Raw genomic sequence first — 16,240 nt, 5'->3', positions numbered from 1 at the left:
GCTACTTCCGAGATTTTAGGGCGTGACCAGTTCGTCGTACACAGCGTGCCGCCATAGGCACCGACAATATTTGCTAGCTTCACCTGATCGGTCGTCGTTCGAGATCGGCAACCAACCACTAATGGCTAGAAATTGAGGTACTGACTATGGGGAAAGGGAGTTCCGGGATGGTCGTGGGTTCGAGTCGACGGTTTCGGGCGGGGCTTCTACTGTGATAGTAGAGATGTTTCAGTCGTCTATACGATGAAGTAGCCGTCTTCTCAAACAGGTTCGAAGAAAGTGGTGATGTCCGTGTTCAGAGAACCGCATGTCTGAAACTGCTTTGTCATCCCTGTTCTACGACTGGTTCACATCTCCTTTCCGTGTTCTTCACGTGCATGTTCTTCGAGTTCCTCTTGATCGTCGAACGTTGCACCGCACATGTCACACTCGTATTCGTCTGCCATGCGAAACCGTGTACCACACAATTCCGTAAAATACTGGTGCGGGTGTGCAAGCCGGTCGAACATACGGCGCACCCTTTTATCGGGATTTACCGTAAGCCGTGGGGAGAATATGACGACTCACGACCTGTTAGTCATCGGTGGTGGTACCGGGAATAATCTCCCAATGGCCGCGTCACGTCGCGGGCTGGACGTGGCCCTCGTCGAGAAGGGGCCGTTAGGCGGGACGTGTCTGACTCGCGGTTGCGATCCGTCGAAGACGCTGCTCCACCGGGCCGACATCGTCGAACAGATACGGCGCTCCAGCGAGTTCGGTATCGACACCGACGTACGGGACGCGAACTTCGAACGCATCATCGACGAGAGCAACCGGCCGTGGGACGAGAAGGCCCGACGCATCGAGGAGAACCTGCGCGATCTCGACGGCTTTACGCTGTACAAGGCGGAGGGGCAGTTCGTCGACGACCGAGGGTTCGTCGAGACGAACGAGTACCTCGAAACGTCGGCCGAGAACGTCTGGGCGTTCGGCGACGCCATCGGCGGCCCACAGTTTCGCCACACTGCGAACCACGAGTCGCAGGTCGTCTTCCGGAACGCGGTCCGCGACCGGCGGGACGCCGTTGATTATACCGGTAACAGCCACGCCATTTTCAGTGCTCCCGAAGTCGCGAGTCTGGGCCAGACGGAGCAGGAACTCGAAGCGAACGACCGCGACTACGCGACCGGTCGCAAGGAGTTCACCGAGGTCGCAATGGGGACGGCGCTGAAGGACGAGGACGGCTTCGTGAAGGTGCTGGCCGACCCGGACGACGGCGAGATACTCGGATGTCACGTCCTCGGCTCCGACGCGTCGACGCTCATCCACGAGGTCGCAGTAGCTATGACCGCCGGTGACGGAACCGTGGCTGACGTCGAGGATACGATCCACATCCATCCCGCACTGAGCGAGGTCGTCGAGGGTGCGTTCGAAAACGTCTCGGAGTAAGCGTATGAACGAGTATCCTCCCATCGAGGCACACGGTCTCGTCGGCGATCTCCAGACGTGTGCGCTCGTCAGTCGCGACGGAACCGTCGACTGGTGTCCGTTCCCGGACATCGAATCGCCGTCCGTCTTCGCCAGCATTCTCGACACTGAACGAGGTGGTCATTTCACGGTCGCACCCGAGACGGCGTTCGAGGCCGAACAGTCCTACGTCGACCGGACGAACGTCTTGCAGACGACGTTCTCGACCGAGCAAGGCGAGATTCGACTCACGGACTTCATGGTCCCGACCAAAGGTGACATCGGCGGGGACGGCGAGCGCGCCTTCTACCGGAAGGTAGAGGGCCGCGACGGGACGGTCCCTATCGAGGCAACGTTTCGACCTCGGTTCGATTACGGCCGGGCGGAAACGGCGACGACCGCCCGCGACGGAACTGTCGTCGCGTCTGCTGACGAGACCGACGACCGAGTAACGCTCTCGTCGTCGCTGGACTTCGAGGTGGAAGACGCCGAGGCCACTGCAACGGCGTCTCTCACCCCGGCGGACGCCTACTGGTTCGTCGCGCGGTACGACCCGGACGCGGAGGTGAGCGACGCCCTTCCCGACCAAGTTTTGGAGAACACGGTCGAGTTCTGGCACGACTGGGTCCACACCTGCGACATCGAGGAGTGTATCTTCGAAGGAGCGTGGCACGACCTCGCAGTTCGGTCGGGACTGGCGCTCAAACTCCTCACCCACGAGGAGACCGGTTCCATCTGTGCCGCACCGACGACCTCGCTTCCGGAGGACGTCGGCGGCGTCCGGAACTGGGACTACCGGTACAACTGGATTCGGGACGCGGCGTTCACGGTGCAAGCGCTGGCCAACCTCGGCCACACCTACGAGGCGATGCGCTACGTCAATTGGTTTCTGGAACGGTGTCACGCCGGAGACCCTGCCGAGATACAACCGCTGTACGGTCTCCACGGCGAGACCGGCCTGACCGAGGAGGAACTCGACCACCTCGACGGCTACCGGGGGTCGAAGCCGGTCCGGATAGGGAACGGGGCCGCCGACCAGCGCCAACTCGATACCTACGGCGAACTGATACTCGCGGTCTCCGAGACCGCCCGGTTCGCAGATATCGTTTCCGAAGACGACTGGGACGCCCTTCGCGGTATCGTCGAGTACGTCTGCGACGTTTGGGACGAGAGAGACGCCGGTATCTGGGAGGTCCGTGGCGGTCCGAAACACTTCGTCTTCTCGAAAGTGATGTGCTGGGTCGCGCTCGACCGCGGCATCGCGATGGCCGAGGAGAACGTCTTCGACGCGCCGACGGACCGATGGCGTGACGTCCGTGACCGAATCAAATCGACAGTCCTCGAAGAGGGGTACGACGAAGGGAACGGGTACTTTCTCCAAGCGTTCGGAGACGACGACACCCTCGACGCGACCGGGCTTCTCGTCCCCGTCGTCGGATTTCTCCCGGTCGACGACGAGCGGGTCCGGAACACCATCGACGCGATACAGGCTCAGTTGACCTCCGAGGACGGACTCGTCAGACGGTACGACGGTGACGATGGACTCCCGGGCGAGGAGGGTGCGTTCCTCTGGTGTTCGTTCTGGTTGGTCAACGCGCTAGCCCTTTCCGGTCGTATTCGGGAGGCCGAGGACCTGTTCACCTCGCTTTCGGGGGTCGTCAACCACGTCGGACTACTCGCCGAGGAGATCGACCCCGAAAGCGGTGCCCATCTCGGTAATTTCCCCCAGGGGTTCTCCCACATCGGTCTCATCAACAGCGCCCTGTACTTGGCTCACGCGAAGGACGGCGGAGAATCGACGACGAAGCCGATGGGGATGAGACTGGGAGACGGTATCTCGCTCGGGAATACGGAGTGACGGAGACGTACACGTAACGGGCACCGACTCTCGCAGCGAGAGTCGAACGGTTGCTGTCGTCGTCGAATACGGTCCGTAGGTATCGAACTGAACGGGCCGTCAGAGTGACAGACGAGGAAGTGGACCCTTACGGAACCTGCCCCGGTATCGACCCTTCGGACCACTCGCCCGTCTCGGTCCCGCACTCCTTGCACACCGCGACGACGATATCTCCGTTCGACGCATCGGCGTCCGAACGTCGCTCTAGTTCCTGATCTGTAGCCTCACCGCAGTCGGGGCAGTCGCGGAGTTTCACCTGCTCACCGTACTCCAACGGAGCACCGAAGGCGAACGCTATCACCCGCTCGTCTCCGCGGTTCCAACCGCGTTGGAACTCCCCGGGCGGAAACCGAACGATTTCGCCGGAGCCGACCTCGACGTCGCCCCCTTCCGTCTCGAAGGTCGCGGTCCCCCGACTGAACGTAGAACACCTCTTCCTGTACTTCGTGTCGGTGATACGCGAACGCGAAGCTATCCCCGGGTTCGAGTTCGTAGTAGTTCATCGCGAAGTCGGTCGCTCCCAGCGGTTCCGTCAGGTGGCGCATCACGGCGGCCGGTTGGACCGCGTTCTCGACGTCCTCGATGCGGACTTTCTCCATACGTCCCCTGATTCGAGTGGGGCTAAAAGAAGAACGGGGTGACGGAACGAGACGTTCCAGTTGGACCTCGTTACCTGGTGGTCGTCTGTTGCTGGCCCGGCGGGGAGTCGTTCGTCCCCGGGACGCCGCGGCCCTCGAAGAAATCTCCGGCCCACTGGCCGATCCAGATGTCCTGATTCGCCGTATAGAGTGCTTGAGCCGTGGTGAATCGGTCGTTCGACACCGACCACTCGTCGGCACCGGTGTCGTAGGTGACCTCGGTGTTGTACACCGCGGCCTGCCCGAACTCCCCGCCTGCGTTCTGCGGGAGCGGGAGGGTGAACTCGGCGTCCTCGTTCCGGGACGGCGGGCGCTCGGCGCGCTGGAGTCGCCCGCGGTTGAACGTCTGATTGTAGAAGCTCGCGTACTTCTCCTGTGCACCCTCGATGCCGAGCACGGCGTCCGCAGCGTTGACACCGCCGGTGATATCACCTGCGTCCCGCGCGGTGATGGTGTAGGCTCCGTCACCGGTGCCGTCCGCGAACGTCCCGGCGTCGTCGTCCCAGAGGTCCTTGAGCAGGTACGTCAGGACGGAGCGGGCCGTCTCCTCGTGAGTTACGTTCGGTAGCTGTGACGCCCAGAGCAGGCCCTGTCCGACGACGCCCTGCGTCGCGGCCTGGTTCTTCGACTCGGACCGAACCTTCCCGCTACTCGCGGTTCGCTCCTCGACTGCGCTCGCCAGCGCGTTCGCGTACTCGACCGCACGCGACCGGAGTCGTTCGCTCCCGGCGTGTGTTCCGTACCAGCCGACCGCACCGAGCATCACGCCGAGGTCCCGTGTCGTTCCCATCTCTAGAATCGTTTCGGGCGGGAACGCCTCCATCGTCGCCTTCGCCACCCCATCGGTGAGTTGCTGTATTTTCCGTGCCGGGATGAGCGGTTCGGGGTTGACGTACCCGTACCAGCCGCCGTTGGCGAGGCTGGTCATGTCCGAGAGGAACCACAGCATCGCGGCGTGGTGGGTCGGTCGAGCCGTTTCGTCGACGACCTCGCCTTGCTTCGGGTTGAACCCCGAGACGAGCAGGAGGCTGTCGTCGCCTTTCGTGAGCGCACCGTTACCGTCCGGACCGCCGTCGACGAGCGTGGTCTTGATGGCGAGTTGTGCCACCGTCGCGAGCAGTTGCGTGCGGAACTTCGGTGCCATGTCGGAGGGCAGCACGTCGAAGTGTGCCTGAAAGTTCTTCGCCCACGTCACGCCCTTGAGGTGGGTCCACGCGACCGACGCCGGACTCACGACGCCGGACATCTCCGACCGGTCCCACGCCATCGTGTCGGCGTGGATGCGTTCGACGTCGGCGCTGAACGGTGCGACCGGCTTCTGAGTGAAGTGCGGGTCGCCTTCGGTGAACGGAGCGACGTTCAGGTTCGGATTCTTGATTGGGGGGCGGTCTACGTCCGAGTTCTTCAAGATGCCCTCCAGTCGCTGCGTGAACAGCTTCTGCTGCTGTTCGTTGTGCGGGAACAGCACCCCCACGCCGCTCACCGCGATAGTGGTGTTCATGTTGTACAGCGAGTACCAGTAGGAGTCCCACGTCGCTTCCCGCCAGTCGTACGCCGCTTGTTGTGCGTCCTGCGTGGTTTGTGTCGTCCCGTCCCCGGTTCGAATATCGCCGACCATAGTCGAGGGATGGACCGTGCAGACGTACTGGGACATCGCTTCCGACGCGGTGAACGTGACTGACCGCGTCTCCCCCTGATTCGACATCGTTTCCGTGCTCACGACGCTGTTGCCGTCCCGGTCAGTGATGGTGAAGTTGTGGGGCGCGCCGTCGAGGTTCTCCCAGACGACTTCGTACTCGGTTCCCGGTTCCAGCGTCAGTGTCGGGTTGGTCTGGCCCCGGATGGCCGCCGGTTCGCGGCCCTGCCACCCAGATATCTTCGCTCCGAGTCGGTACGTCGTGGACTGTGCGGTAGCGGCGTCGCCGAGGACACCGGCCCCTGCGATTCCCGCCGCGAGTTTCAGCATCGCTCGCCGCCGAATAGCTCCCCCTTCCCCGTCCGATGAGTGTTCGTGGTTCATGGTCTCTCGTGAGTGGATAGCTGTCGCGTCGAACGGTCCGACCGCCGACAGTGCGACCGTTCGGACAGTGTACACGGGACGACCTTCGCGCGAATAAGTCACCCTCGCCTGTGTCCCCGAGACGCACGACCGGACGTACCCCCCGTCAGGTGATTCGGTTGGGGTCGTCCCGGGAGAACCTCGAAGGCAGCGTCGAGAGCGGATAGATGGTGGCAGCACTTGTCGCGCGGACGCTGCTACACCGACGACGGGTCTATCTTCCGGCCGACCCACAGGAGGCTTCCGACGAGGAGGACCGCGGCGACGGGGAGCAAGACGTCGAACGCGGTCAACAGCACCCCGGACGCCTGTACACCGAGAACGATGAGCACTACCGGTCCGCAGCACGCTGCCCCGGACAGTAACGCCGGCAGTCCTGCCAAGGCCCCAGTCGAGGACGACGCGAACCCGCAGGCCTGCGGTTGCCGCCACGCGAGGTACGTGAGCGCGAGGTTCACCCCGACCAACCCCGCGAGTCCGAGACCGACGAGCGTGTTCACCGGTGAGAACAGGACGGTGGCGACGGGGAGTTCGAGTCGGGCGATGGGTTCGAACTGCCCGTAGCCGATGGGTTCGAAGGCCCGCGACAGAGGGTCGTCCACGACGAGCAGGTCGATGCCGCTACCACCGAGCGACAGGTGTCCAACCGCAGTCAGATAGGCGGCGAGGTAGACGACCGACGAACCCGCGAACACTGCCATCGAGTCGCGCCGCCGAAGGGCCGTCTGAATCGCGAAGCGAGTACGCGAGACCGTCATCCCGATTCGCCCGTGGAGAGTCGTTCGGTCCTCGACCGTGGGTTTCTGTCTAGTCATGAACTCCCGTATTCGGGTACATTCCCACCCAAGCGAACCACATCGCATCGTACCCGTACACGCGGTCGAGGGGGAGGTCGGCGGGCGAGTAGGTGGACCCGTTCACCGCGACCGCCCCGTTCTTTCGGTTTATCGACGCACTGTCCGGTGTACGGTAGATGTACGCGGTATCGAGCGCGGAGTCGTACACCGCGACGACCGGCGAGTCGCCGAGTTGCCCTTCGACGAGACCCCGTTTTCGCAGGGCGTCTTCGACGAACGCCGTCGCGTCGGTGGGCGTTCGCGCCCCGAGGACCACCTTCTTCAGTGGATATCGGTCGTCGTTCTGAAGCCGGTCGAACAACGTGTTACTGCTCGTGTAGTAGCCCCCGCGCGGATTGTACGTGCCGTAGGTGTCGCCGCCGTAATCCCGGATGTAGCCGGTGTCCTCGGAGAGGACCTCCGTCTCCGGATGGCGTCGCTTCCACTGCTCCCAAGTGGTCCAGACCAGCCGAAATTCCCGGAGCGACTCGCCTTCGTGCGCGCCTTCGATGGCGGTGCCCAGCATCTGCGGCCATCGGCTATCGGTGGCCCGGTCGTACATCACGAGATTGTTGTTGAGGAGGTCCCCCGAGACGCCGAACGTCGTCTCGCCGCGTTCGAACCCCAGCGCGGTTCCCGTGAGCGGGCAGTAGGTGACGCTCACGGGAGTCCCGTCGAGCGTGTCGTTCGTAATCTCGTGCCAGACGAGGATGTACTGGGGATATGCCTTGACGTCGTCTCCCTTCGCGACGCCGAAGACGATGTCGCCGGGTTGGAGTCGCTCGTCGGCGTCGGCGACGCCGGTGAACTTCGGGTCGTCTATCGACGGGATACCGTCCTTGGGCGGGCCGCCCGACACGACCTCGTTCCGGAGTCTCTTCAGCGGGTACTCGACCAGAAGTTGCTCGTTCGCGAGCGGTACCGCTCCATCGTCTCGCTGTCGTGCTGACGCAGGTCGGCTACGGGTTCCGACCGTGGCCGCGAGCGAAGCGCCTGTTCCCAGCAGGAACGTCCGCCGTGAGGTGCGAACCATACCGGTACTCGGTCGCGAGTGATGTTAACACTACTACGGGTGTGTCCGTCCCAATCACAGCCAGATACGTGACCTCTCAGAATCAGTTCGTCTACGAGCTGATGTATCCGTACGGTCGTGCAGATGGTTCGGGAGACCGACAAAGCGATTCGCGGCGTCTCGCGACTATCGAGTCGTCTGTCCGTCTGCACAGACAGAGAGCGAACCATCGAAATCACGGACGTTGGCGATAGCCGCGGCGTCGGTTGACGGGAACGGCACCCTGATGTGAACGGACGGCGTGGTACAGCGAACAAGATGACCGACAACTCCGAGCGCGCCCACCTGTACCCGAATCGGGACCGACAGTCCCGGGAGACGGGCGTCTCTCGTCGTCGTCTACTGTCCGGTTCGGTGGCCGCTGGCACCGCCGTGACCGCCGGATGTGCCGGTTCGTCGTCCGGTCCGGCCGAGACGGACACCCGCGACGGAACGGTCTTCGTGTTCAACACGGGCGAGAAGACGGTCGGTATCATCGACACTGCCAACAACGAAGTCGTCGCCACGCCGCACGTCGGTGTGACGGCGTCGTTCCCGTCCAACCAGTTCGCACCGACGCTGACCGACGCTCCGACCGACCCGCTGTGGCTCAACGTGGACCGCGGCGTGCGGGCGGTGGAAGTCGGATCGCTGTCGGAAGTCGCGGCCGTCGAGACCGGGTCGGGCGCGAACTGGCAGGAACTCACGCCCGACGGGAGCCACCTCGTCGTGAGCGCCCGCGAACCCGCCCACACCCAGTATCGAATCGACGCCGACCCGGCGTCCGAGTCGTTCGGCGAGGTCACTGGCGAACTCGACCGCACCGACGAAGGGGGTCGCGGGGACAGAGACGGGCCGGGACCCTGCGACGTCACTATCCACCCCGACGGCGAGTACGCCTACGTGCCGGACATCTTCGGGGACACCCTCTCGGTCATCGACGTCGAAGCGTTCGAACTCGCGACGCAGGTATCGGTCGCGCCGACCGGCGAGGCGGACGCCGCCCGGCCGTGGATGGGGACGGCGGCGTGGAACGGCGACGTGATGCTCGTAGAGCACGACGAGGGCGCGACCGGTACCGAGAGCATCTGGGACGTCAGCGACCCGGCGTCCCCCACGGAGAGGGTGCGATTGACGAGCGACGACGGACTCGGCAAGCGTCCACTCACGAGCGAAATCGGTCCCGATTCACGGACGGGGTACGTGTTCACCCCCGGTTCGAACGACGTCACCGTACTCGATATCGACGCCGGTACGGTGACGAACCGCATCGACCTCGGCGGGTCGGCGTTCGTCGGGACGTGGGGACCGGACCGCGAACAGCTCTACGTGCCCGTACAGACGAGCGACGAGGTGAAGGTCATCGACCACCCGAGCGGCGATGTCACCGCGACGATTCCGGTCGGGTCGAAACCCTACGGTGCGACGGCTGCGACCGTTCGTCCCGAAGAAGACGCCGTCGGGAATCTCTTGGGGACGATGGCGACGCTCGGCGTCGAGCTATCCGAGGCCGGGACGACCTACTGCATCGGGAACTGCGCCTGCGGCCATCGACTGTAACGAATCGCGTATTGCGGAATTCGGTGGCGGGTAGGACGACCCCACTTACCTCGAACTCACCAAACGAACTTGGTTCTCCGTAGCTAACGCTCGCCCATGGGAACAACTGACAAAGAGCGAGAGGTGCATAAATGCCAGCACTGCGGGAGCGTCTCGTTCGGAAGCGCAGCGTCCGATTCCGGCGAGGAGCAACGACCGTCCACGGACGCATCCGCAATCGAGCGTCCGGAGTTAGCGGTGGTTCTGCGCGAAGTCTTCGGCATCTCCGAGACGGGAATACACATCTGCGTCTTCCTCATGGAGGACGGAGAATCGACCGCGGGAGAACTCGCCGACCGCCTCGACCTAGACCGAAGCACCGTCAGCAGGCAACTGAATCACCTGACCGACATCGGTCTACTGGAGAAACGCCAGCGCCTGCTCTCGGACGGCGGCTACGTCCACGTCTACTCGCCGGTGGACGTCGAGGAGGTCCGCCAGCGACTGACCGTCGGTCTCCACGTGTGGATGAACGAGGCACTCGAACTCGTGGAGGACATCAACCGCGAGAAGGTAGCCGCGTTAGCCCGAGCCGATTCCGACGACAACGAATCGACCAGTATCTACTGGGACAGGTAAGGTTTTCAGTCTCACTTCCGAATCCTCTCCGATGAACGTCCGACAAGTCGTTCCACGGGACGCCATTCCGAGCATCGACGACCAGATATTACATGATGCTGTCCCGGATTAGAGGACTGGTGAAGCACGGATACGTGGCCGGTTAGCTACCGGCGGGAGCACCGCTGTCGCGGGTAGTCGAACTAGTGTAGAGGAGGTAACCCATCGTAACCAAAGATACGGCGAGCAATTCGCCGGACGGAAACCATCCCGGCACGTCTCCGGTTTTCAGACCGATAGCGTATAGCAGCGTCCACCTCCCCGAGAAAAGAAGTAATGGAACACCGACGAACCGGACGGAACCGTCTTTCCAGAAGAAAGCTAGCCCGAAAAACGCAGTCCCTACTACGTACGGCAGCGGACTGAGCCAGAGGAGATACAGCAATTTGGGAACTGGACCAATCAGAATAGTTAGGAGGCCGACCAGATATAAAATTGGTGTGAGTGCCATCAGAGCGCCACCCACAACTGCTAACCGAGGAGTCTCGGCAGTCAGACGGTGATACAGGCCGACCAAAGCGACGAATGGGAGTGCACGCCCGATGAGTCCAACCGACGCGGCGGAAAAAACAAAGCTAGTCCATCCCGGTAGTCTCTCCGGGTCAGTGAACCCGACGAAATCCGGAAAACTCGGCCCCACAACATGGACTATTAGGAGTCCTCCCGCAATCAAAAGGAGAGCCCCGGTCTTTTCTTCGAGCAGTTTCCGCAGTTCCAAGCGAATCACGGATATTACTGTATCAACTCTCCCGCCGTATTAAATGTTGGTCGAATTAAAACTAGATGTCCTATGCCATTCTGAACGTGAGGGTGAATTTTAAATATGGGACGACTCTCAACGGACTTTTCATGCGGCGCTTTGCGCCGCGCTATCGCCTTCGCTCGGGGAAGTCGAAACCGACGAGTCGAGTTGGCCGACCGAGAGAGATCGTTCGACCCGAGAGAGGATAGCCGTGCGTCGCGAATCACCGGCGCGTCACGGGAGGTACGTCCGCTCGCAGGTCCGACAGACGCGCATACCGTACGCCATGCTGGTCGTCGTGTTCGACTGGCACAACTCGCACTCGGTGTGACGGTTGTCGGCATCGTCGGACACCCAAGGCCAGTCGTTGGTCTCGGTGCTAGGCGGTCGGAACGTGCCACTAGCGGAGTTTGGTCCGTTCACGGCGTCGGGAGTAGGCGACGGAGACGGAAGAACCGCGTGGCCCATCACGGTGTCACGCCCTCCGCTACAGTTCCGGTGTATCGATCACGTCGGCGTCGGTCACGCCTCCTCCGTCGAACTCCGCGACGAACGCGTCGAGTCGATCCGGGTCGTCCGCGCCGGGAAGGCGGCGGTCCGCCGTCAGGCAGTCGGCGTCGAGGTTCAACCGGTCGCAAACGTGGTCGGCGGTCGATTCCGCCATCCGGCGGTACGTAGTCAGTTTCCCGCCGACGACGCTCACGAGGTTCTCGACGCCGTCGGCGGCGTGGTCCAACTGGAAGAACCCGCGGGAGATACCGCGGCCGCCGCGTGCTTTCTCGTCTGGGCCGTACAGCGGGCGCACGCCCCACCACGTTCTGAGCGTCGGCGCGTCGGCGACCGGCGGAAGCATGGCGGCACACTCTGCAACCGTGTCCGAGACCTCCCACGCTTCGGTCGAGTAGTCGTCGGGGTCCTCCACGCTGACGCTAGTCGTCCCGAGGACCACCTCCGAGTCGTGGGGTACGATGATGTCTCCGTCGTCGGGTCGCCGACAGCGGTTCAACACCGGGCCGAGGCGGTCGTACTCGACCGAGACCATCACGCCCCGCGTCGGTCGCATCTCGACGGTGACGCCTGCCATCGCAGCGATTCGTTCGGCCCACGCACCGGTCGCGTTGACGACGTACTCCGGTTCGATTCGGTCGTCGATGGCCCCGCCGACGTCGACCGCAGCGATGCGCCCGTCGGCGACGGTCATTCCTTCGACCGGGGCGTGAGTGCGAATCGTCGCCCCGTGGTCGCGGGCGTCGGCCGCGTTGGCGGCGACCAGTCGCGAGGGATAGACCACGGCGTCTGGCACTCGCATTACACGCTCCACGTCGGGCGACAGGTCCGGGACGACATCTCTGGCGGCGTCGCCGTCCAGAACAGTCGTCGGGATACCGACCGCCTCGCAGGCGTCTCGTTTGGTCTCGAAGTACTCGGGGTCGTCGCCAGCGAGTTGCACGAACAACCCGCCCGTGTCGCGGAGACAGTCTCCCGCGATTCGCTTGAGAACGCGGTTCTCTCGGATGCACTCCTCGGCGCCGACGGGGTCGGAATCGGCGTAACGCGCCCCGCTGTGTAACAGGCCGTGCGAACGACCGGACGTCCCGCTGGCGAGTCCGCCGCGGTCGACGAGCGTGACGGTTACGCCACGGAACGCGAGGTCGCGAGCGATTCCGGCCCCGGTCGCACCGCCACCGATGACGAGGACAGTCGGCGACTCCATACGTTCGGTTCGAGTACGCAGGTAAGTTCTTGACGGCGGACCCGATTGCTACTCGGACGGCGGACACGAAAGCTACTCGGAGGCCGCCTGCCGACCGTCGGTGTAGTCGTGCCCCTCTGACCGCGACGTCTCGGAACCGGCAGTCGCTACCGATTCGCCGAGGTGGTCGGTCACACTCAGACGGTCGCTAATCGTGGTGGTGCTCGTGCTGGCTACCGCCGCCGGGTGAGAACCGCCCGGTGAACGCCCGCTGGACGACCTCCGGCAGCGCGGGATGGACGTGGACCGATTCCCGAACGTCCTGCACGGTCCCCGTCCCGGCTTTCATCGCCACGACGACCTCCTGAATCAGCGACGAGGCGTCCGGCCCGATGATGTGACACCCGAGAATCTCGCCCTCCAAATCGACCAGTACCTTCACGAACCCCTCGGCGTGCATCGCGTCGCCCCGGGCGGTGTCCTCGTACCGATACGTGTTGGTCGCGTACTCGCGGTCGGCCGCCCGTAACGCCTCCTCGTGCGCACCGACTCCGGCGACCTCGGGCGACCCGAAGACCGCGAACGGTATCGCGGTGTAATCTATCGGTCGGCGTTCGTCGCCGAAGACGTTCCGCGCGACGGTCTGGGCCTCGTGGTTGGCGTTGTGCTTCAGCAGGTACTCGCCCACGATGTCTCCCAGCGCCCACACGCCGTCGGCGGTGGTCCGCAGGTACTCGTCGGTCTCGACGAACCCGTCGGCGTCGGTCTCGACACCCGCCGCGTCGAGGTTCAGCGTGTCGGAGTTCGGCGTCCGACCGGTCGCGACCAACAGTTCGTCGCCCGTGACGCTCAGGGTCTCGTCGGGGTCCTCGCCCTGCTTGCGCGGATACGTTCGCGCGTTCACGGTGATGTCCCCGTCGGACTCGGACGCGGCAATCACTTCGTGACCGGTGTACACGTCGAACCGCTCGGCGTAGCCCTCGGTGAACGCCTCCGCAACTTCCTCGTCGGCGGACGGAAGCAGGTTCGGTCGGCGGCCGATGATGGTCACGTCGCTGCCGAACGTCCCGAAGAAGTGACCGAGTTCCGCCGCGATGTATCCGCCCCCGACGACGACCAAGTGGTCCGGTGGCTCCACCAACTGGAGCGCTTGCTTGCTGGTGAGGTAATCGACGTCTTCGATACCCTCGACGCCGGGTATCCACGGGCGGGACCCCGCGGCGATAAGAACGGTATCCGCGCGGAGGCGAGCGCCGTCGTCCTCGCCGCTAGTCACCTCGACCGTACGCTCGTCCACGAAGCGAGCCTCGCCCTCGAACAAGTGATGTTGGGGCGACGACTCCAACCCGTCACGGATAGACGCCGCATTGCCGTGTACCTCGTCGTTGACCTGCCGGACGATGTCCTCGAACGCGACGTCGGTCACCTCTCCCGAGATGCCGAACTCCTCGGCGCGCTCGATAGTTTCGACGATATCCGCGTGGTAGAGCAACATCTTCGAGGGGATACAGCCGCGATTGAGACACGTCCCGCCGAGTCGGCCTTTTTCCACGACGGCCACGGACTGCCCCTGATTCGCCGCCACGTTCGCCACGTCGAGACCCGACCCCGAACCGATGACGAGAAAGTCGAACTCCTCCATGTTCTCCACCATGTTCGCTAACGAGACGCGCGGGAGTGATGAAAGCTGTCGCCGCGCTCGTTCTCGCCGATACGACACGGGTGGACATTAGATAATAGCTACGGAGAATGATAACAGACATCTGTTACAGACAATGGGGATTTTCGTACTAGGTTGAGTAGTTAGGTTTCAGTTCTAGAAGGATTAGAGAGGTCCTCGGGAGTCGGTTAGACCGCGTCTTCCTTGTCGAGTTCGTTGCACGCCTCGAAGACGACGTCCGGTTCCATGTCGAGTTCGTGAGTGTAGTAGTAGCCTCCGCTCTGGCCTTTGTTCACTTCGTGGCGGATGAGGAAGCCGAGCATCTGCAGATCCGAGAGGTGGTTCTGGATGCTCTTCAGCGTCGTGAGGGGGTCGTCACCGCGTTCGTCGGCGATACGCTGGTAGGTCTTCATCACGTCTTTGGTCCGAACGGGCGTGTCGCCGTTGTGTTCGATGTGCGCCACGGCTTCGAGGACGTGTCGAGCGTGTAACGACTGGTCGGCGATTTTGTCGCGGAGACGGCCGCGTTTCACTTCCTCGCGAGCGCGGTCGATGTGGTCGTCTTCGATAGTCGCCGCGTCTTCACGCTCGGCTATCTCCCCGCCCTTCCGGAGCAGGTCGATGGCCTGCCGGGCGCTCCCCGTGTCTTGGGCGGCGAGTGCGGCGGCTTTCCCGACGGCGCCGTCGGTGTAGCCGTCGTCGACGAGCGCCTTCTCGGCGCGGTCGTAGAGAATCGTCCGGAGTTCGGTCGCGTCGTACGTCGAGAACGAGATCTCCTCCTCGCGGAGGGTGTCTTTGACCTTCGAGGAGAGCTGATTTCGAAAGGTGTAGTTGTTACTGATACCGATGACGCCGATTCTGGCGGCGTCGAGGTGTCCGTTCGCTCGCGCTCGCGGGAGTTCGTACAACAGGTCGTCGGCTTCGGCGAGGTGGTCGATTTCGTCGAGGACGACGAGGTGAGTACCGCCGACGCGTTCTAACTGCGCGTACAGTTCTTCGCGAGCGTCGGCCGTCGATAGCCCCTTCTTCGGAAACTGCTTCTCGTCTTCGGGAAGCAGTTGGTTGACGAGTGCTCGGACTGCGGAGAACACGGTGTCGTCGTTGCAGTTGTGTCGATGGACGTAGAGGGTGTCGGCCTGTTCGCGTTCGCGGGTTGCTTGTTGGAGTTCGTCGAGGACGTACGTCGTGACTGCGGTCTTGCCGACGCCCGCTTTCCCGTAGAGCATCACGTTCGATGGGTTTCGACCGAAGAGGACGTCTTTCAGTGCGTCTTTGTACTCCTCGATTTCGTCTTCTCGTTCGAGGATGGTGTCTGGTTCGTACTCCTCTTCCAGTACGGTTTTGTTTGCGAAGAGGGTTTCAGTTACCTCGTCGAACAGCCCGGCCATGAGTATAGATGGACATTTCTTTCCTCCCACATAAAGGTACGGTTCGAGTGTTTCGAGTGTTCGTTTTCTATAAACCGGATAGAGAGAGTACATTTCGAGTGTTCCGTCGTAGATTACGTGGGTGAGGAGGCTCTAAAACCGGTTTGCCGCTACCGAAAGATTTAAAACATATATCAAAGGGTTGTTGCGGCGTAGACATTCGAAACGTACTCTCTTTCCTACCGGTGAAATCCTCACTTCACCGCTAACCTCCACTCCTCCAGTAGAATGGAACACTCGAAATGTACTCTCTCCCTCTCCCTTTTTCTTTCTCGGTCTTTTCTCTCCTTTTCCCTCTTCGCTGGGTCGGACAACGAACTATCTGAACACTCGAAACGTACTGTCTCTCTTCGAGTGATGGACTAGCCGCTGAGTGGTCGTCTCTGAACACTCGAAACGTACTCTCTGTCTCTTCCCTAGGAGAATCTGTACGAATGGAATCTCTGTAAGTCGGGAACCATCTGTCGTGGAACATTCGAAATGTACTCCCTGTCCCCCTCTGCCTGCAGAGCTACCATCCCACCACGACCTGAACACTCGAAACGTACTGTCTGTCCGTGTCTCGGACCCGACC

12 protein-coding genes and 1 pseudogene are annotated in these 16,240 nt (G+C 62.6%); 4 read left to right on the top strand and 9 right to left on the bottom strand.

The annotated features are described in order from the left end of the window. Positions 1 to 347 precede the first annotated feature (347 nt). Entirely contained in the window at positions 348 to 446 is a 99-nt protein-coding gene (locus NGM06_RS21890) for a C2H2-type zinc finger protein (protein WP_254270522.1), read from the bottom strand. Positions 447 to 609: 163 nt separating this feature from the next. Between NGM06_RS21890 and NGM06_RS21885 the strand changes: the two genes are divergently transcribed. Both NGM06_RS21885 and NGM06_RS21880 read left to right on the top strand, forming a co-directional pair. Beyond that, positions 610 to 1,428, top strand: a complete 819-nt coding sequence (locus NGM06_RS21885) for an oxidoreductase dimerization domain-containing protein (RefSeq protein ID WP_254270521.1) — start codon at positions 610 to 612, stop codon at positions 1,426 to 1,428. A 4-nt stretch (positions 1,429 to 1,432) separates the two neighbouring features. Then, positions 1,433 to 3,304: a glycoside hydrolase family 15 protein gene (locus NGM06_RS21880; protein WP_254270520.1), complete on the top strand. Its 1,872-nt coding sequence runs from the start codon at positions 1,433 to 1,435 to the stop codon at positions 3,302 to 3,304. Between the two features lie 127 nt (positions 3,305 to 3,431). Here the strand turns inward: NGM06_RS21880 and NGM06_RS21875 are convergent. From NGM06_RS21875 to NGM06_RS21860, 4 genes and pseudogenes are all read right to left on the bottom strand, one after another. Continuing rightward, positions 3,432 to 3,942: pseudogene (locus tag NGM06_RS21875) on the bottom strand (cupin domain-containing protein). Between the two features lie 70 nt (positions 3,943 to 4,012). Then, positions 4,013 to 6,001, bottom strand: a complete 1,989-nt coding sequence (locus tag NGM06_RS21870; protein ID WP_254270519.1) for a cupredoxin domain-containing protein — start codon at positions 5,999 to 6,001, stop codon at positions 4,013 to 4,015. Positions 6,002 to 6,237: 236 nt separating this feature from the next. Beyond that, entirely contained in the window at positions 6,238 to 6,855 is a 618-nt protein-coding gene (locus NGM06_RS21865) for a hypothetical protein (RefSeq protein WP_254270518.1), read from the bottom strand. Beyond that, complete coding sequence (locus NGM06_RS21860; RefSeq protein WP_254270517.1) at positions 6,848 to 7,909, bottom strand: DUF3179 domain-containing protein; 1,062 nt, start codon at positions 7,907 to 7,909, stop codon at positions 6,848 to 6,850. The genes NGM06_RS21865 and NGM06_RS21860 overlap by 8 nt, the downstream gene beginning before the upstream one ends. 297 nt (positions 7,910 to 8,206) lie before the next feature. On the opposite strand from NGM06_RS21860, the gene NGM06_RS21855 reads away from it, so the two are divergent. Both NGM06_RS21855 and NGM06_RS21850 read left to right on the top strand, forming a co-directional pair. Next, a complete protein-coding gene (locus NGM06_RS21855; RefSeq protein ID WP_254270516.1) occupies positions 8,207 to 9,487 on the top strand; it encodes a YncE family protein in 1,281 nt (426 codons plus the stop codon). A 96-nt stretch (positions 9,488 to 9,583) separates the two neighbouring features. Further along, positions 9,584 to 10,105, top strand: coding sequence for a helix-turn-helix domain-containing protein (locus tag NGM06_RS21850; protein ID WP_254270515.1), 522 nt, complete (start codon positions 9,584 to 9,586; stop codon positions 10,103 to 10,105). Positions 10,106 to 10,247: 142 nt separating this feature from the next. Here NGM06_RS21850 and NGM06_RS21845 read toward each other — a convergent pair whose 3' ends face one another. The 4 genes from NGM06_RS21845 to NGM06_RS21830 all read right to left on the bottom strand — a co-directional run bounded on the left by NGM06_RS21845 (position 10,248) and on the right by NGM06_RS21830 (position 15,627). Then, positions 10,248 to 10,871, bottom strand: a complete 624-nt coding sequence (locus NGM06_RS21845) for a hypothetical protein (protein WP_254270514.1) — start codon at positions 10,869 to 10,871, stop codon at positions 10,248 to 10,250. A 502-nt stretch (positions 10,872 to 11,373) separates the two neighbouring features. After that, positions 11,374 to 12,600: an FAD-dependent oxidoreductase gene (locus NGM06_RS21840; protein ID WP_254270513.1), complete on the bottom strand. Its 1,227-nt coding sequence runs from the start codon at positions 12,598 to 12,600 to the stop codon at positions 11,374 to 11,376. Positions 12,601 to 12,787: 187 nt separating this feature from the next. Next, on the bottom strand, positions 12,788 to 14,221 hold the full coding sequence (locus NGM06_RS21835; protein ID WP_254270739.1) for a dihydrolipoyl dehydrogenase: 1,434 nt from the start codon (positions 14,219 to 14,221) through the stop codon (positions 12,788 to 12,790). Between the two features lie 206 nt (positions 14,222 to 14,427). Continuing rightward, a complete protein-coding gene (locus NGM06_RS21830; protein ID WP_254270512.1) occupies positions 14,428 to 15,627 on the bottom strand; it encodes a Cdc6/Cdc18 family protein in 1,200 nt (399 codons plus the stop codon). Between the last annotated feature and the right edge of the window lie 613 nt (positions 15,628 to 16,240).

Origin of the sequence: Halorussus aquaticus (genome assembly GCF_024218795.1) — an archaeon.
GTDB lineage: Archaea > Halobacteriota > Halobacteria > Halobacteriales > Haladaptataceae > Halorussus > Halorussus aquaticus.
Note: the sequence above shows the minus strand (reverse complement) of the source record. Positions and strands in the feature narration are given on the sequence as shown.